The sequence below is a fragment of the Streptomyces sp. BR123 genome, from assembly GCF_013401435.1.
GTDB lineage: Bacteria > Actinomycetota > Actinomycetes > Streptomycetales > Streptomycetaceae > Streptomyces.
In genome coordinates this window covers 1-16,276 of record NZ_JACBGN010000163.1, presented here as the reverse complement: position 1 = coordinate 16,276, position 16,276 = coordinate 1, and the positions used below count along the sequence as shown (strand labels likewise).

The following is a 16,276-nucleotide window of genomic DNA, read 5'->3' as shown; positions in this document are numbered from 1 at the left end:
TGTAGCGACACATCTATATCCGAGATCTCCACTGTTGAGATCGTCGGCAGCGTCCGATGTGTATAAGGGACAGGGGTCGGTGGGACGGAGGGGGAGCCCCCCGCCGGGACCGGTGCGGATACGCCTGCGGCCATTTGTTCATCCGGCATTGCCCACTGCCTCCCTGTCCTGGACGTCCTGCATCCATCCCAGGCCCCCGGCGCCAGTTTGTCCACAGCCTGACGCCGCCTGTAGCCAAATTGCGCCATCGACCGAACAATCGGTTGGTGAGGCGCCTCACAGCCCCGAGGTGCCCCCTGCCCGCTTCCCAAGAGGAGGTGTACGCCGCCATGACGGTCCAAGAGCTGCCCGGTGCCGGGGCGTCCCACCGATCCGCCACGCCGCCCGCCTGGAGTCCGCGTACGGACCCCGCCCCGCTGCTCCCGGACCCCGAGCCGTACCGGGTGCTGGGCACGCCGGCCGCCGAGAAGCTCGACCCCGAGCTGATGCGCCGCTGCTACGCCGAACTGGTGCGCGGGCGTCGTTACAACGCGCAGGCCACGGCCCTCACCCGGCAGGGCCGCCTCGCGGTGTACCCCTCCACGGTCGGCCAGGAGGCCTGCGAGATCGCGGCCGCACTGGTCCTCCAGGAGCAGGACTGGCTCTTCCCCAGCTACCGCGACACCCTCGCGGCCGTGGCCCGCGGCCTGGACCCCGTACAGGCGCTGACCCTGTTGCGCGGCGACTGGCACACCGGCTACGACCCCCGCGAGCACCGGATCGCCCCGCTGTCGACCCCGCTCGCCACCCAGCTGCCGCACGCGGTGGGCCTGGCGCACGCCGCGCGGCTGCGCGGAGACGACGTCGTCGCCCTCGCCATGATCGGCGACGGCGGCACCAGCGAGGGCGACTTCCACGAGGCCCTGAACTTCGCGGCCGTCTGGCAGGCCCCGGTGGTCTTCCTCGTCCAGAACAACGGCTTCGCCATCTCCGTCCCGCTCGCCAAGCAGACCGCCGCCCCGACCCTGGCCCACAAGGCCGTCGGCTACGGCATGCCCGGCCGCCTCGTCGACGGCAACGACATCGCCGCGGTCCACGAGGTTCTGTCCGAGGCGGTCCGGCGGGCCCGGTCCGGCGGCGGCCCGACGCTGATCGAGGCCGTCACGTACCGCATGGAAGCGCACACGAACGCCGACGACGCGACCCGCTACCGCGGCGACGCCGAGGTCGAGGCGTGGAAGGCCCACGACCCGGTGGACCTGCTGGAGCGCGAGCTGACCGCCCGCGGCGTCCTCGACGCGGAGGGCATCGCGGCAGCCAAGGAGGCGGCCGAGCAGATGGCGGCCGCCCTGCGCGAGCGGATGAACGCGGACCCGGTCATCCTGAACCCGATGGACCTGTTCGAGCACGTCTACGCGGAGCAGACCGGTCGGCTGCGCGAGCAGGCGGACATGCTGCGGGCCGAGCTCGATGCGGAGGAGCAGTCGTGACCACGGTGGCGGCGAAGCCCGCGACGATGGCGCAGGCCCTGAACCGGGCCATGCGCGACGCCATGGCGGAGGACCCGACGGTCCACGTCATGGGTGAGGACGTCGGCACCCTCGGCGGCGTCTTCCGCATCACGGACGGCCTCGCGAAGGAGTTCGGCGAGGACCGCTGCACGGACACCCCGCTCGCGGAGGCCGGCATCCTCGGCACCGCGGTCGGCATGGCCATGTACGGGCTGCGACCGGTCGTCGAGATGCAGTTCGACGCGTTCGCCTACCCGGCGTTCGAGCAGCTCATCTCGCACGTGGCGCGCATGCGCAACCGCACGCGCGGCGCGATGCCGCTGCCGATCACCATCCGCGTGCCCTACGGCGGCGGGATCGGCGGCGTGGAGCACCACAGCGACTCCTCCGAGGCGTACTACATCGCCACCCCCGGCCTGCACGTGGTGACCCCGGCGACCGTCGAGGACGCGTACGGGCTGCTGCGCGCGTCGATCGCGAGCGACGACCCGGTGGTCTTCCTGGAGCCGAAGCGGCTGTACTGGTCGAAGGCCGACTGGAACCCCGAGGCGCCCGCCGCCGTACCGGGCATCGGCACGGCGAGGGTCCGGCGCACGGGCACGAGCGCGACGCTGATCACGTACGGGCCCTCCCTCCCGGTGTGCCTGGAGGCGGCCGAGGCCGCCCGCGAGGAGGGCTGGGACCTGGAGGTCCTCGACCTGCGCTCGCTGGTACCGCTCGACGAGGACACCGTCATGGCCGCCGTACGCCGTACCGGCCGCGCGGTCGTGGTGCACGAGGCGAACGGCTTCGGCGGACCGGGCGCGGAGCTCGCCGCCCGCATCCAGGAGAAGTGCTTCCACCACCTGGAGGCGCCGGTGCTGCGTGTCACGGGCTTCGACATCCCGTACCCGCCGCCGATGCTGGAGAAGCACCACCTGCCCGGTGTGGACAGGATCCTGGACACCGTGGCCCGCCTGCAGTGGGAGAACTGATGGCGCAGGTAATGGAGTTCAAGCTCCCCGACCTCGGGGAGGGGCTGACCGAGGCCGAGATCGTCCGCTGGCTGGTGGCGGTCGGCGACGTCGTCGCCGTCGACCAGCCGGTGGTCGAGGTCGAGACGGCCAAGGCGATGGTGGAGGTGCCGTGCCCCTACGGCGGTGTGGTCACCGCCCGCTTCGGGGAGGAGGGCACGGAACTCCCCGTCGGGGCACCGCTGATCACCGTGGCGGTGGGTGCGGGTGCGGCCGATGCGGCCGCCGTGGCCGGTGAGGGCGCGGAGACGGAGGCTTCCGGTTCCGGCAACGTCCTGGTCGGCTACGGCACGGACCACTCCCGCCCGGCGCGTCGGAGGCGGGTGCGACCGGGCTCCGCCGCGCCGGCTCCCGCCCCCGCGGCCGTATCCCGGCCCGGAACCGCTGCTGCCGCGGCCCCGGCTCCGGCTCCGGTGGCCGTTGCCGCCCCGGCCCTGGTCCCCGGGCCCGTGCCGGTCATCTCGCCCCTGGTGCGCAAGCTCGCCCGGGACCACGGGATCGACCTGCGCGCCCTGCGCGGCTCCGGCCCCGAGGGCCTGATCCTGCGCGCGGACGTCGAGGCGGCGCTCAAGGCTCCGGCCGCGGCCCCCGCCCCGGCGGCGGCCGCTCCCGTCGCGGCGGCCGGCGAGCGCATCCCGCTCAAGGGGCTGCGCGGCGCGGTGGCCGACAAGCTCTCGCGCAGCCGCCGGGAGATCCCGGACGCGACGTGCTGGGTCGACGCCGACGCGACCGAGCTGATGGCGGCCCGGGCGGCGATGAACGCAGCGGGCGGCCCGAAGGTCTCGGTGCTCGCGCTGCTGGCCCGGATCTGCACCGCGGCGCTCGCCCGCTACCCGGAGCTCAATTCCACCGTGGACCTGGCGGCGAACGAGATCGTCCGGCTGCCCGCCGTGCACCTCGGCTTCGCCGCCCAGACCGAACGCGGCCTGGTCGTGCCGGTCGTGCGCGACGCCCAGGGGCGCAGCGCCGAGTCGCTGACGGCGGAGTTCGCCCGGATGACGGAGCTGGCGCGGACCGGGAAGCTGGCCCCGTCGGACCTCACGGGCGGCACGTTCACGCTGAACAACTACGGGGTGTTCGGGGTGGACGGGTCGACGCCGATCATCAACCACCCGGAGGCGGCGATGCTCGGTGTGGGCCGGATCATCCCCAAGCCGTGGGTGCACCGGGGCGAGCTGGCGGTCCGCCAGGTGGTCCAGCTGTCCCTCACGTTCGACCACCGGGTCTGCGACGGCGGGGCCGCGGGCGGTTTCCTGCGGTACGTGGCCGACTGCGTGGAGTCCCCGGCGGTACTGCTGCGCTCGCTCTAGCCGCCCGTGGCGGCACCACCGCGGCTCCCGGCGGGGGTACGGGTCACCCGGCCCGCGCCGGGAGCCGCGGCGGTGTCCAGTCCGCGTGCCTCAGGATGCCGCGGACCACGGCCCCGGAGGGGGCCAGGCGCAGCGCGCCGTTGCGCAGGGACACCGCCACCGGGTGGGAGAGCCGGTGGCCGAGCAGGCCGGCCCGGCGCGCCGCGCGGGCCACGGCCTGGCTGCGGGGCCGGCGTACGGCGTCGTAGCGGGCCAGTGCCGTCTCCACGTCCGGGGCGGCGGCCAGTTCGGCGGCCAGGGTGACCGCGTCCTCCAGGGCCTGGCAGGCGCCTTGTCCCAGATTCGGCGTCATCGCGTGCGCGGCGTCCCCGAGCAGGGCCACCCGTCCCGCGGTGTAGGCCGGCAGCGGGGTCGCCAACTCGTGGATGTCGTGGTGCAGCAGGTCCTCGGGGCGGGTGGCCGCCAGCAGCCGGGCGACCGGCTCCGGCCAGTGCGCGAACCGCCGCCGCAGCGCGGCCAGGGGATCCGCGTGGCGGACGCCCGCCGGGGCGGCCATCACGGCGTGCCATTCGGCCCGGCCGTCGGTGAACGCGATGTGCCCGAACTCCGCGCCCGGGCCCCAGGTGAGCTCGAAGTCGGTGTCCAGGGAGACCGGTTCGGCCGTGATGGCGCGCAGCACCGTGGAGCCGCTGTAGACGGGGCCCGGGTGGGCCGGGAAGAGCCGCGCACGGACCCCGCTGCGCACCCCGTCGGCCGCGACCACCACATCGGGCACCGGACCGGGCCGCCCGCCGGGCCCCTCGCCGAGGTGCGTGTCGATCGAGCCGGTCACGCCGGTGCGCAGGCAGCCGGGGGGCAGGGCCTCGCGCAGCAGGCGGTGGAGCTCGGCGCGCGGGATGCCGGTCATGGGGATGCCGAGGGCGCGCTCCAGGGCGGCGCCGTCCATCCGGGACAGCGGGCGCCCGTCCGGGGTGCGGGTCCCGCCGGTGTACTGGCGGCGGGCGGCCGCGCGGACGGCCCCGCCGACACCGAGCGCGTCGAGGGCGCGGATGCCGTTCGCGGCGAGCGAGATGCCGGCGCCCGCGTCCTCGAGGACCGCCGACCGCTCCAGCACGGTCACCTCCCAGCCCGTGCGGTACAGGCCGATCGCCGCCGCGAGGCCGCCGATGCCGCCACCTATGACCAGAGCCCTGCCGTCCATGAGCACCTCTTTCTACAGATGTAGAAGCCGTGGGGCGCAGCGTACCCCGGGCCTTCTACAGGTGTAGAAAAGGGGGGTGAGTGAAGAACGACGCACCGTCCTGGCCGACGCCGCCATCGAGGTCCTGGCCGACGCGGGCATGCGCGGCCTGACCCACCGCGCGGTGGACCGCGCCGCCGGACTGCCCGACGGCACCACCTCGGCCTACTTCCGGACCCGCGCCGCCCTGCTGACGGCCCTCGTACGCCGTCTCGTGGCCCGGGACCAGGCCGAACTGCAGGCCGCCGGCGAGCACACGCCCCCGCTGCGCACCCCCGCCGAACTCGTCGACGGCCTGGCCGCGCTGACCCGGGCCCGGCTCACCGGCGAGGGACGGCGGCGCTCGCTGGCCCGCGCCGCCTGCGTCCTGGAGAGCGTCCGGGACACCGAGCTCCGCGGCATCCTCGTCCCCCGCGACAACGCCGGCCGGGCGGCCGTACGGGCCTTCCTGGCAGCACACGGCGCACCCGACGTGGACGCCCGTACCCAGACCCTGCTGGTCTGCGTGGACGGGCTGGTCTTCGAGCACTTGGTCCAGGGCACCGAGGTCCCCGTCGACGCCCTGGAGGGGCTCGTCGCCGCCGCCCTCAGGTAGCCGCCCCGCCGGACGCTCACATGGTCAGCAGGAGCTTGCCCACGTGCGTGCTCGACTCCATCGTCCGGTGGGCCTCGGCCGCCTCCCGGACGGGGTACACGGCATGCACGACCGGGCGGATCCGGCCCGCCGCCACCAGGGGCCACACGTGCTCCCGCACGGCCGCGACGATGGCCGCCTTCTCGGCCGACGGGCGGGCCCGCAGCGTGGTCCCGGCGATCGCCGCCCGCTTCGACAGGAGGGTGCCCAGGTTCAGTTCGGCCTTCGCCCCGCCCTGCAGCCCGATGACCGCGAGCCGCCCGTTCACGGCGAGGGCGTCGACGTTCCGCGCCAGGTACTTCGCCCCGATGATGTCCAGGATCACGTCGGCCCCGGCGCCGCCCGTCGCGGCCCGCACCTCCGCCACGAAGTCCTGCTCGCGGTAGTCGATCAGGACGTCCGCGCCCAGCTCCTTGCAGCGGGCCAGCTTCTCGGGGCCGCCGGCCGTCACCGCCACCGTCGCGCCGACGGCCTTCGCCAGCTGGATCGCCATCGTGCCGATGCCGCTCGAGCCGCCGTGCACCAGCACGGTCTCGCCGGGCCGCACGCGGGCCACCATGAACAGGTTCGACCAGACCGTGCAGGCCGCCTCCGGCAGGGCCGCCGCCGTCACCAGGTCCACGCCCTCCGGGACGGGCAGCAGCTGGCCCGCCGGCACGGCCACCCGCTCGGCGTACCCGCCGCCGCTGAGCAGCGCGCACACCTCGTCGCCGACGGCCCAGCCGGAGACGCCGGGGCCGACCGCGGAGATCCGCCCCGAGCACTCCAGGCCCGGATGGGGCGAGGCGCCGGGCGGCGGGTTGTAGAAACCCTGGCGCTGCAGGACGTCGGCGCGGTTGACGGCGCTCGCCACGACGTCGACGAGGACCTCGCCCTCGCCGGGCACCGGGTCGGGGGCCTCGGCCCAGACGAGGGCCTCGGGGCCGCCGGGCTGCTCGATGGAGATCGCATGCATGGCCCGGAGCGTACGCCAACTCCGCGGTTGCGGGCCCCGGCACGGGAACGGATAGTGGGAGGGGCGTCCGACCTTGATCAGCGGCCGCCGGCGGGCCCGCCCCACGCGACGCCGGCGCCTTTCTCGCGGTATCGAGAGAGGGGCACTCCCATGCGCACGTCCCCCCGCGTTCGCCGACTGACGACGGCTGCGACGGCCCTCGCGGCCGGCGGCCTCATGCTGCTCCCCGTTCCCGCGGTGGCCTACCCTGCGGCGCCCGCCGACCCGGGTCCGGTGTCGGGAGCCTCGTTCCAACTCGTCAACATGCAGACCGCCAAGTGCGTCACCGTCGCCGGCGGCGTCTCCACGGCCAACAACATCGAGCTCGTCCAGTTCACCTGCGACACGCACCCGTCGCGGCGATGGGTCCTCACCGACTACAACGGCCGCTCGTACCGGATCTACAACGACCAGACCGACAGGTGCGCGACCGTCGCCGGCGGCGAATCCCAGGAGAACAACGTCGGGCTCGTCCAGTTCACCTGCGACACCCACCCCTCGCGCCGGTGGCGGATCACCAACTGGGACAGCACGAGCGGCTCTTACCAGATCGTCAACGCCGGCACCGGCCTGTGCATGACCGTGGCCGGCGGGGCCTCCACCGACAACAACGTGGGGCTCGTGCAGTACGACTGCGATGCGCACCCGTCGCGCCGGTGGAGCCTGCGCCTGGCGGGATGACCTACTGCCCCGCGCTGCCGATATCGGCCGGGGAGGCGGGCGGTACCGCGCGGACGATGGTGATGAGACGGTCCGTCAGCTGGAGCGGGCTCGCGTGCGGGTCGTCGTACGGGATCAGCCGGTGGCCGCGGAGCACGCTGACCACCAGGTCGTCGGTCTCCCGCACACTGCGGCCCACCTCGGACTTGTTGACCGGCCGCTCCATGATGTCCAGCCCGCTGCCCTGTTGGATCAGGTCCTCCATGACCGTGCCGGCGCTGGGGCTCAGGACCGAGAGCCCCAGCAGTCGCCCGGCCGCGCTCGCGCTCGTGATGACGGCGTCCGCGCCCGACTGGCGCAGCAGCGGGGCGTTCTCCTCCTCACGGACCGCGGCCACGATCTTCGCGCCGCGGTTGAGCTGTCGTGCCGTCAGCGTGACCAGGACCGCCGTGTCGTCCCGCTGGGTGGCGACGATGACCTGACGGGCCTTGTGCACCTCGGCGCGGAGCAGGACGTCGGAGCGGGTCGCGTCACCCACCACGCCCGTGTAGCCCTCCGCGTTGGCCGTGTCGATCACCTTGGAGCTGGGGTCCACGATGACGACCCGGTCCTTCTTGAGGCCGGTGGCCAGCAGGGTCAGCAGGGCGGAGCGGCCCTTGGTGCCGAAGCCGACGACGACCGTGTGCTCGCGCAAGTTCTTCCTCCAGCGGCCCAGCCGCCACTCTTCCCTGGTCTTCTCGGTCAGCACTTCCAGGGTGGTCCCGACCAGGATGATCAGGAAGAGCACCCGCAGCGGAGTGATCAGCAGGATGTTGACCAGCCGGGCGCTGTCGCTGTACGGGACGATGTCGCCGTAGCCGGTCGTCGACAGGGTCACGGTGGCGTAGTAGACGCAGTCGAGGAAGTCGACCTTGCCGTTCGCGTTGTCGTGGTAGCCGCCGCGGTCGAGCCAGACGATCAGGACCGTGAGGCACAGCACGAACAGGGCCATCAGCACGCGCTTCACGACCTGCCGGATCGGCTTCTCCACCACCCGCCGGGGCAGTTGGACGCGGCGCGAGACGAGGTTCTCGCCCGCTTCCCGGGCGATCGCGTCGTGGCCGGGGAGTTTCACGTGAAACATCCTCCCGAGACCCAGGGCAGGTCGAGGATCTCCAGATCCTGCCCCGCCCGCGCGCCGTGCGGCGGTACGACGGCCAGCGCGTCGGCGGCGGCGATGCCGCGCAGCATCGCGGGGCCGTTGTAGCGCAGCGGCACGGCGTGCTCATCGGTCAGCAGGACCGGGACGAGCCGGGTGTCGTTCGGGTGGCCCGGGATGCCGCCCTGGAGGGGGACGGCATACCGGGGGCGCTGCCGGCGGCCGGCGAGGGCGCGCAGCAGCGGTTCGGCGAGGGTCAGCAGGCCCGAGACGGCGGCGAGCGGGTTGCCGGGCAGCCCGACGAGGTGCCGACCCTCGGTCCGGTCGCCGAGCCGGGCCAGCAGCATCGGGTGTCCGGGGCGTACGGCCACCCCGTCGACCAGCATCTCTGCCCCGGCCCGGCGCAGGACTGGGTGGACGTGGTCCACGGGCCCGGAGGCGGTGCCGCCGGTGGTGATGACCACGTCCGCGTCGGAGCCGGTGACGGCGTCCAGCAGGGCCTCGGCCCCGGCCGGGTCGTCGCCGATCCGGCGGGTGCCGGTGACCTCGGCGCCGATCCGGGTCAGCCAGGGGCCGAGCATGGGGCTGAGGGCGTCTCGGATCAGGCCGTCGTGCGGGCGGCCCTCGGTGAGCAGTTCGTCGCCGAGGACCAGGACCTCCACGCGGGGTCGGGGCCGGGTGGCGAGCTCGTCGTACCCGGCGGCCGCGGCGAGGCCGAGCACGGCCGGGGTGACGAGGGAGCCGGCGGGCAGCATCAGATCGCCGGAGCGGCACTCCTGGCCGCGCGGGCGGATGTCCTGGCCGGTCTGCACGGGCCCGTCGGCGTAGACCTGGGAGCCGGACTCCCGGGAGTGCTCGCTGCGGAGCACGGCTGTGGTGTCGTGGGGGATCCGGGCGCCGGTGGCGATCCGTACGGCCTCCCCGTCGGCCAGCGGTTCGGGGCGTCCGTCGCCGGCCAGCACCCCTTCGCCGGGGCGGACGGTCCAGGGGCCGGGCCCGGCGACGGCCCAGCCGTCCATGGCGGAGGTGTCGAAGGACGGCAGGTCGGTCAGGGCCTCCAGGGGCTGGTCCAGCACCTCCCCGAGCGCCTCGGCCAGCGGCACGCGGTGGATGCGGGCCCGGACACCGGATCCGGCGCGGACGGCGGCTTCGCGGGCCTGCACCCAGCCGAGGGCGCGGTGTCCGCCGGAACCCGGGTTGACGCCGCCCGCGGGGGTGCGGCTGACCAGGGCGAGGGCCTCGTCGAGGGCCTCCATGGCGTGCTCGGAGTCGGTGGGGCTCATCCCGGGGTGCTCTTTCCGGACTCGGCGCCGCCCCCGGTCTCGGCGGCCCAGCGCAGTGCGAGGTCGGCGGCCTTGCGGGAGGCCTCCGCGACGGCGGCGGCCGGGTCCTCTCCGGCGGCTTCGGCGCGGGCCGCCGCGTAGCCGACCAGGAAGGTGGTCAGCGGGGCGGCGGGCCGGGCGACGCCGTGGGCGGCGTCACGGGCGAGGTCGAGCAGGGCCTTGGTGTCGACGTCCACGTCGATGCCGAGCTCGGCCTTGGCGGCGGTGATCCATTGCTCCAGCACGGTTCCATGCTCCCTGATCCTGGCGCGGGCTGAAGCAAGATCCTCCCAGGTGTCGCAGTCGAAGGAGGCGAGCGGCTCGGTGTCCGTCACGTGAGCCAGCCGCAGCTCGGCGGTGAGGGCGCGCAGGGGCAGGCCGGAGAGGGTGCCGTGTTCGGCGGCCAGGAGGGCGATCTCGCGGCGCAGCGGCTCGGCCCGGTAAGCGGCGACGAGGGGCTGGTCGCGTCCGGTGCGGTCGCGCAGCAGGGCGCCCTCCGGGTACTCCGCGCCGGCCGCTGCGAGCAGGGCCCGGACCGTGGCCGGGCCGAGGAACGGAAGGTCGGCGGAGAGGACGAGGACCAGTTCGGCCGTGGTCTGCCGCAGCCCGGCGTCGAGGGCGGCCACGGGCCCGGCGCCGGGCGGGTTCTCCCGGGCCCAGCGGACCGGACGCGCGGTGGGCCGGCGGTCCCCGACCACCACGGTGGCCGCCGCGTCGGCGCAGGCGTCGAGGACGCGGTCGAGCAGGGTCCGCCCGCCCACGCGCAGACCCGGCTTGTCGGCGCCGCCGAGTCGCCGCGCGGCGCCGCCGGCTAGGACGATCGCGTCGTAGCTCATGCCCCGAGTATGCGCGGTGCATGTCCCTGCCGGAGAACCGCACTTACCACACGGCCCTGCGCCCGGGACCGGCCCTGCGCCCGGGACCGGCCCTGCGCCCGGGACCGGCCCTGCGCCCGGGACCGGCCCTGCGCCCGGGACCGGCCCTGCGCCCGGGACCGGCCCTGCGCCCGGGACCGGATGTGTGACCGGATCGGACCCGCGGCCGGGACCGGACTCCGGGGGCTGGAACCGGGATGCCGGACCGCTACCCGGACCGGACCTGGGGCGGGTCCGGAACAGCGGCACCGGACCCCCTACCCGGATCTGCGGCGGGTCCGGAGCCGGGCGCCGGACCTGCGAGCCGGAGCCGGGGCGCCGGGCCTGCGGTCCCGGCCGCAGGCGGGAATGTGAAAGGGCGGGGCCGGAGGATTCCGGCCCCGCCCGCGTGGCGTCGCCGCCTGTGCGTGGTTACAGGTACGGTCCCGAGCGGACGGGTCGCTGCGGGCCGTCCTCGTCGTCGTCGTGGGGTGCGCCCGCCGGCAAGGCCCGGCGCATCTGCTCCAGTTGGGCCCGCGCGGCCATCTGCTGCGCGAACAGGGCGGTCTGGATGCCGTGGAAGAGGCCTTCCAGCCAGCCCACCAACTGGGCCTGGGCGATGCGCAGTTCCGCCTCGGACGGCACCGTCTCCTCGGTGAACGGAAGGGAGAGCCGCTCCAGTTCCTCGACGAGCTCCGGAGCCAGGCCGTCCTCCAGCTCCTTGACCGAAGCGGCGTGGATGTCCTTCAGGCGGACCCGGCTGGCCTCGTCCAGAGGCGCGGCACGGACTTCTTCCAGAAGTTGCTTGATCATGCTGCCGATCCGCATGACCTTGGCGGGCTGTTCGACCATTTCCGTCACCGGGACCTCGCGCGACTCGTCATCGGCGCCGCCGACCGCCATCCCGTCCTGTCCCACGATCAGGACGTGCGGGGGACTGTCCTGCGACCGTTCACTCCTCGGCATCTCCATGCCTGTCATTCTCTCGCACACCTGGGTTCTCAGACGGTGTGCCCCCGTGCGGGCGTGATCCACCCTGTACGGGGGCGGCAACACCGGGTGACCGTCAGGCGGCTGCGCGCCGCGCGAACCCGCCGTGGGACCGCGTCACGAGGGCGGCCAGCAGGGCGGCGCCCAGCGGGACCAGGACCAGCAGTGTGCCGAAGGTCTCCCACGGCAGGACGATGGGCACATGGACGACGTCGTCCGGGCCGCCCGAGGTCGCCAGGTGGTGCTCCGCGTCGCGCCGCTGGAAGAGCCGCAGACCGATCGCGGGCAGCAATCCGGATGCGATGCCCAGGACGACGCCCATGAGGGCCACCATGCCGCACTGGAAGCCGCTGAAGGCCCGCCGCACCCCGGGGGCCGCTCCCACCGCCGACAGGGTCTTCAAGTCGGCTTCGGCGTCGGTCTGGGCGAGCCCCGTCGCGATGCCCGCGGCGCCGAGGGTGACCAGGCCGGCGAAGACGGTCAGCGCGAGCAGGACCACGCTGTCGCCGCCCTGGTAGCCGGACTCGATCCGGACGGGCGCCTCGACGCCGATCCTGTCGATCTGCGCGGCGAGCTGCTGCCGCTGCCGGTCGGTGGCCGCCCCGTCCAGGGTGAAGTACGAGGCGAACGGCTGGGTGGCGAGCCCGGCCGCCCGGGCGGCGGACGGCGGCAGGACGAGCTCGATGCCGTAGCCGTCGACGCCCTCGGGCGCCTGGTGCACGGCGAACACCTTGTCCTCGCCGGGGGCGTCCTCGCTCGGCCCGCTGACCGCACGGTCCGCCTCGCTGCTGATCAGCCGCACCGTGACCCGACCGTCGGTGACGTTGCGCCGGTCGAACGAGACGGCCTGCCCCGACTTCAGCGCGGAGACCGCGCCGGGGTCGGTGACGGCGAGCGTGGCCAGCAGCTTCTCGTCCGAGACGACCAGGGGGTACAGAGTGGAGTGCCGGGTCGGGACGCACCGCCGGTCCCGGAGCAGGGCCCGGCGCTCCGCCTCGGTGAAGGAGGACGGTTCCCTGCCGCCCGTGTAGAGCGGGCAGCGCTGTTCCTTGGGCCGGATGACCTCGGCCCGGCCGCATCCGTCGCCGCTCGCCTCCTGTTCGCAGTCGGGCGGGCCGACATGGACGCGGTCCACGTCCGCCCGCACGGCCAGTGGGAGTTCGCGGCTCACGGCCTCGCGCACGGCCGTCATGGCCTTCTGATGTCCGGACTCGTGCAGCTCCACCCGGCCGGAGCCCGGCGGCAGTTCGGCGACGTACTCGAACCGGGCCTGCGCCTGGTGGCTCTGCTCGTAGACGGCGATCGCGACGGTTCCGGCGACGGCGGCCATGACGGCGGCCACGGCGGGCGCGGTACGGCCCCGGTTGCGCACCGCGTCGCGCAGCGCGAGCCGCGGCGACAGGGGCAGCCGGCGCCCGAGCCGCCCGAACAGGCCGACCAGCACCGGGGTGAGGGCGACCAGGCCGAGCTCGGCGAGGGCACTGCCGCCCACGACGATGCCCCAGCCCGTCCCGGTGGCGCCGAGGAGGGCGATCGCGGCGCCGAGGACGACGGCCGCGAGCCCCACGAAGGGCAGGACGCGGTTGGCCCGGCGAATTCCGCGCCGGCCGGTCAGCGAGGCCAGGACGGGCTGGCGGGAGGCGCTGACGGCCGGGACGGCCGCGGCCGACAGGCCGGTCACGACGGCGAGCAGGGCGATCCCGGCGATCTCCAGCGGGCGGACGTCGAAGCTGCCGAAACGCACGCCGACGTACTCCTCCAGCAGCGGCCGCAGGGCCACGGTGAGCAGCATGCCGGTCGCCGTGCCGAGGACGGCGGCCGCGGCGCCGATGACCAGGCCGCCGGAGAGGACGATGGCCCGGATGTGGCGCCGGTCGCCGCCGTTGGCGCCGACGAGCCCGAGCCGGCGGTGCGAGCGGCGGGCGCCGACCGCGAAGGCGGGCCCGGCCAGCAGGCAGATCTCCAGCATGGCGAGGCCGACGACCGTGGCGAGGACGGCCCTTTCGCTGCCCGGCAGCTGTGGCGGTCCGTCGTCGCCGATGCTCACCATGTGGGCGTACAGGGGGACGTCGTCCTCGGCCGGCGGGTCCAGGGTCACGGCACGGGACCTGACCAGCACGCCCTTGGTGTTGGCCGCCTTGACCATGTTCCACGTGAAACCTTCGGGCCCGGTCCGCACGAGGTACGCGTCGTGGGCGACCACCCCGGGCACTCCGGCGGCCCGGAGCTCCTTGTCGAGCGGGGCCAGCAGGGTGCCGGGCGGGGCGATGACCTCGTGCATGTCGAGCTCCGAGGGCAGCTCGTACGCGCCCACGACCCGGTACCAGGTGCTCGATCCGCGGGGCGTGAACTGCGAGCCGACGAACAGGCCGGAGGCCTTCAGGAAGGCGTTGGTGGCGACGACCTCGCCGGCTTCCTCGGGCGCCCGGCCACGGTCCATGGCGACCATGCCCTTGACCAGCGGGCTGGACAGGTCGACCTCGCGCAGCCGGGTGTCGAGGAGCCCGTACCGGGTGCGGACCTTGGCGTGGCCGCTGCTGTCCTTGAGGGACAGGGCACCGGCCGGGATCACGGACGTCAGCTGCTGGGGTTCCGGCTCGGGCGGCTCCCCGGAGACGGAGCCGCCGACGGGCGAGAAGCCGTCGCCGTCGGGCTTCTGGTAGATGGGTGCGCCCATGCCCGAGGAGGTCAGGACGGCATCGGCGGCACCCATCCGGCGCGTGACGGTCTCGGCGGGGGAGAGCTCGGCGCTGCGCAGCGTCAGGTCCGCCGCGCTGACCCCGATGATCGGCAGGGCGATCATCGCGAGGACGAGGGAGCTGCGGCCCTTGGAACGCCAGGCGTCGCGGCGGGCGATGCGGAGGGCCGCGACCCAGGAGTGGTACGCCTTCACGGCCGGCCCGCCTGCCCGGACAGCAGCGATTCGGCGTGGCTGCGCAGGGTCGAGTCGACGATGCTGCCGTCGCGCAGGAAGACCACGCGGTCGGCCCAGGCGGCGAACCGGGGTTCGTGGGTGACGAGGATGCCGGCGGCTCCCGCGTCGCAGCGCGAGCGGAGCAGGGCGAGGACGGATTCGCCGGTCTCGGAATCGAGGGCGCCGGTGGGTTCGTCGGCGAGGACCAGGCGGCGGTCGCCGACGAGGGCGCGGGCGATGGCCACGCGCTGCTGCTGGCCGCCGGACATCTCGTCGGGGAACCGGTCGGCTGTCGCGCCGAGTTCCATCTCCTCCAGGGCGGCGAGGGCGGCGGCCCGGGCCTTGCGGGCGGATACCCCGTCGAGTTCGAGCGGCAGGGCGACGTTCTCGGCGGCGGTGAGGGCCGGGATCAGGTTGTAGTCCTGGAAGACGTAGCCGATGCTGCGGCGGCGCAGGGCGGCGAGCTGCCTGCGGTTCGCGGCGGTGATGTCGGTGCCCTCGACGAGGACGCGGCCGCCGGTGGGCCGGTCGAGGCCGCCGGCGAGGGTGAGCAGTGTGGACTTGCCGGAGCCCGAGGGACCCATGACGGCGACGAGTTCGCCGGGGTGGACGGCGAGGTCGACGCCGCGCAGGGCGTGCACCTCGGTGGCTCCGGTGCCGTGGGTGCGGACGAGGTTCTCGAGCTGGAGTACGGGTTGTGCGGGGCGCTGGTCGGTCATGGGTCCCCCCTGGGACGGCGGTGTCGTCAGCTCCGCGGGGAGCGGGCGGCGCGGGGCTGCGGGGCGGCGGCGTCGGCGGCGGGGCCGACGGCGCGTTCGGTGGCCTGGGGCGGGCTGGGTTCGGCGGCGCGTTCGGTGGCCTGGGACGGGGTGGGTTCGGCTCTCCGGTCGGCCGTCAGGGAGAGCCGGACGAGCCGGGACTCGCTGTGGTCGAGCCAGCGGGCCTCGGCCTCCGTCTGGAAGATCAGCTGTTCGAGGACCAGGAGCCAGGCGACGTCGTCGCGTTCGCGGGAGTCGCCCTCCTCGACGGCGGCGAGGGCCTGCACCTTGAGCCGGGTGTAGTCCTGCATCGCCTTGATCGTGGCGTGGCGCTGGGCCTGGATGACGGCGCGGATGTCCACGCCGGGCGCGCCCACGGCCATGGCCAGCTTGATGGACAGCTCGTCGCGGGGCGGGCTGGCGCGGTCGACGGGGCGCGCGTACCACTCGCGCAGTTCGGCGCGGCCGGTCTCGGTGATGGCGTAGAGGGTGTGGCCGGCGGTGTCCTCGCCGCCGGGGGCGACGAGCCCGTCGCGTTCCAGGCGGGCGAGGGTGGTGTACACCTGCCCGACGTTGAGCGGCCAGGTGGAGCCGGTGCGGGATTCGAACTCGGTGCGCAGCTGGGAGCCGTACCGGGGTCCTTGTTCCAGCAGGGCGAGAAGGCCGTGGCGGATCGACATACCGAGTGTGTATACCGAGTATGTTCCTCCCGGCAACTGGCCTCCCGCACCGTCCGCGTGCCGTCCGCCTCCGCGGCGGCGGACGGGATCCGTATGCCCCGGCGCAGGTCAGAGGCCCTTGCGCAGCCGTACGCCGAGGTAGCCCAGCCCCAGCCCCATCAGGGCGAAGCCGGTGCCGAGCGGCAGCAGGTGCGCGGCCAGGTCGGCGGCCCGGTCGTTGGGCTCGGTGGCGAGTACGGGGTACGGATCGGCGGTGGGCGGCCGGTCGCGGGGCGGCTG

General features: G+C 74.5%; 14 protein-coding genes. 5 read left to right on the top strand and 9 right to left on the bottom strand.

Annotated elements, in window-relative coordinates; genetic code table 11:
* Nucleotides 1–329 precede the first annotated feature (329 nt).
* The 3 genes from pdhA to HYE82_RS23045 are packed head-to-tail and all read left to right on the top strand — an operon-like array spanning nt 330 to nt 3,813.
* Nucleotides 330–1,469: a pyruvate dehydrogenase (acetyl-transferring) E1 component subunit alpha gene (pdhA, locus tag HYE82_RS23055; RefSeq protein WP_179176041.1), complete on the top strand. Its 1,140-nt coding sequence runs from the start codon at nt 330–332 to the stop codon at nt 1,467–1,469.
* A gap of 26 nt (nt 1,470–1,495) precedes the next feature.
* Entirely contained in the window at nt 1,496–2,464 is a 969-nt protein-coding gene (locus HYE82_RS23050; protein ID WP_179176043.1) for an alpha-ketoacid dehydrogenase subunit beta, read from the top strand.
* Entirely contained in the window at nt 2,464–3,813 is a 1,350-nt protein-coding gene (locus tag HYE82_RS23045) for a dihydrolipoamide acetyltransferase family protein (RefSeq protein ID WP_179176040.1), read from the top strand. Before HYE82_RS23050 ends, HYE82_RS23045 begins: the two co-directional genes overlap by 1 nt.
* Before the next feature lie 43 nt (nt 3,814–3,856).
* Here HYE82_RS23045 and HYE82_RS23040 read toward each other — a convergent pair whose 3' ends face one another.
* Nucleotides 3,857–5,014, bottom strand: coding sequence for an FAD-dependent monooxygenase (locus HYE82_RS23040; RefSeq protein WP_179176039.1), 1,158 nt, complete (start codon nt 5,012–5,014; stop codon nt 3,857–3,859).
* A gap of 76 nt (nt 5,015–5,090) precedes the next feature.
* Here HYE82_RS23040 and HYE82_RS23035 point away from each other — a divergent pair, with 76 nt between their 5' ends.
* Entirely contained in the window at nt 5,091–5,648 is a 558-nt protein-coding gene (locus HYE82_RS23035) for a TetR family transcriptional regulator (protein WP_179176038.1), read from the top strand.
* Nucleotides 5,649–5,664: 16 nt separating this feature from the next.
* Here the strand turns inward: HYE82_RS23035 and HYE82_RS23030 are convergent, their stop codons facing one another.
* Nucleotides 5,665–6,642 (bottom strand): NAD(P)H-quinone oxidoreductase, encoded by a 978-nt coding sequence (locus HYE82_RS23030; RefSeq protein ID WP_179176037.1) that lies wholly within the window; start codon nt 6,640–6,642, stop codon nt 5,665–5,667.
* 150 nt (nt 6,643–6,792) lie between these two features.
* Between HYE82_RS23030 and HYE82_RS23025 the strand changes: the two genes are divergently transcribed.
* A complete protein-coding gene (locus HYE82_RS23025; protein ID WP_179176036.1) occupies nt 6,793–7,362 on the top strand; it encodes an RICIN domain-containing protein in 570 nt (189 codons plus the stop codon).
* Between the two features lies 1 nt (nt 7,363).
* Here the strand turns inward: HYE82_RS23025 and HYE82_RS23020 are convergent, their stop codons facing one another.
* From HYE82_RS23020 to HYE82_RS22990, 7 genes are all read right to left on the bottom strand, one after another.
* A complete protein-coding gene (locus HYE82_RS23020) occupies nt 7,364–8,464 on the bottom strand; it encodes a TrkA family potassium uptake protein (RefSeq protein ID WP_179176035.1) in 1,101 nt (366 codons plus the stop codon).
* Nucleotides 8,452–9,762, bottom strand: a complete 1,311-nt coding sequence (locus HYE82_RS23015; RefSeq protein WP_179176034.1) for a molybdopterin molybdotransferase MoeA — start codon at nt 9,760–9,762, stop codon at nt 8,452–8,454. The genes HYE82_RS23020 and HYE82_RS23015 overlap by 13 nt, the downstream gene beginning before the upstream one ends.
* On the bottom strand, nt 9,759–10,637 hold the full coding sequence (locus tag HYE82_RS23010; RefSeq protein ID WP_179176033.1) for an NTP transferase domain-containing protein: 879 nt from the start codon (nt 10,635–10,637) through the stop codon (nt 9,759–9,761). Before HYE82_RS23010 ends, HYE82_RS23015 begins: the two co-directional genes overlap by 4 nt.
* Before the next feature lie 450 nt (nt 10,638–11,087).
* Nucleotides 11,088–11,627 carry a bacterial proteasome activator family protein gene (locus HYE82_RS23005; RefSeq protein ID WP_179176032.1) on the bottom strand — a complete coding sequence of 180 codons (540 nt, stop codon included), beginning with the start codon at nt 11,625–11,627 and terminating at the stop codon, nt 11,088–11,090.
* A gap of 94 nt (nt 11,628–11,721) precedes the next feature.
* Complete coding sequence (locus HYE82_RS23000) at nt 11,722–14,538, bottom strand: FtsX-like permease family protein (RefSeq protein ID WP_309144420.1); 2,817 nt, start codon at nt 14,536–14,538, stop codon at nt 11,722–11,724.
* On the bottom strand, nt 14,535–15,278 hold the full coding sequence (locus HYE82_RS22995; protein ID WP_179176031.1) for an ABC transporter ATP-binding protein: 744 nt from the start codon (nt 15,276–15,278) through the stop codon (nt 14,535–14,537). The genes HYE82_RS23000 and HYE82_RS22995 overlap by 4 nt, the downstream gene beginning before the upstream one ends.
* A 26-nt stretch (nt 15,279–15,304) precedes the next feature.
* A complete protein-coding gene (locus tag HYE82_RS22990; RefSeq protein WP_179176030.1) occupies nt 15,305–15,997 on the bottom strand; it encodes a PadR family transcriptional regulator in 693 nt (230 codons plus the stop codon).
* Nucleotides 15,998–16,276 lie beyond the last annotated feature (279 nt).

Coding starts and splice junctions, on each gene's coding strand:
- HYE82_RS23025 (WP_179176036.1), top strand. CDS start 6,793: ATGCGCACGTCCCCCCGCGTTCGCCGACTGACGACGGCTGCGACGGCC.
- HYE82_RS23050 (WP_179176043.1), top strand. CDS start 1,496: ATGGCGCAGGCCCTGAACCGGGCCATGCGCGACGCCATGGCGGAGGAC.
- HYE82_RS23030 (WP_179176037.1), bottom strand. CDS start 6,642: ATGCATGCGATCTCCATCGAGCAGCCCGGCGGCCCCGAGGCCCTCGTC.
- HYE82_RS23015 (WP_179176034.1), bottom strand. CDS start 9,762: ATGAGCCCCACCGACTCCGAGCACGCCATGGAGGCCCTCGACGAGGCC.
- HYE82_RS22995 (WP_179176031.1), bottom strand. CDS start 15,278: ATGACCGACCAGCGCCCCGCACAACCCGTACTCCAGCTCGAGAACCTC.
- HYE82_RS23005 (WP_179176032.1), bottom strand. CDS start 11,627: ATGGAGATGCCGAGGAGTGAACGGTCGCAGGACAGTCCCCCGCACGTC.
- HYE82_RS23045 (WP_179176040.1), top strand. CDS start 2,464: ATGGCGCAGGTAATGGAGTTCAAGCTCCCCGACCTCGGGGAGGGGCTG.
- HYE82_RS22990 (WP_179176030.1), bottom strand. CDS start 15,997: ATGTCGATCCGCCACGGCCTTCTCGCCCTGCTGGAACAAGGACCCCGG.
- HYE82_RS23010 (WP_179176033.1), bottom strand. CDS start 10,637: ATGAGCTACGACGCGATCGTCCTAGCCGGCGGCGCCGCGCGGCGACTC.
- HYE82_RS23020 (WP_179176035.1), bottom strand. CDS start 8,464: ATGTTTCACGTGAAACTCCCCGGCCACGACGCGATCGCCCGGGAAGCG.
- HYE82_RS23040 (WP_179176039.1), bottom strand. CDS start 5,014: ATGGACGGCAGGGCTCTGGTCATAGGTGGCGGCATCGGCGGCCTCGCG.
- pdhA (WP_179176041.1), top strand. CDS start 330: ATGACGGTCCAAGAGCTGCCCGGTGCCGGGGCGTCCCACCGATCCGCC.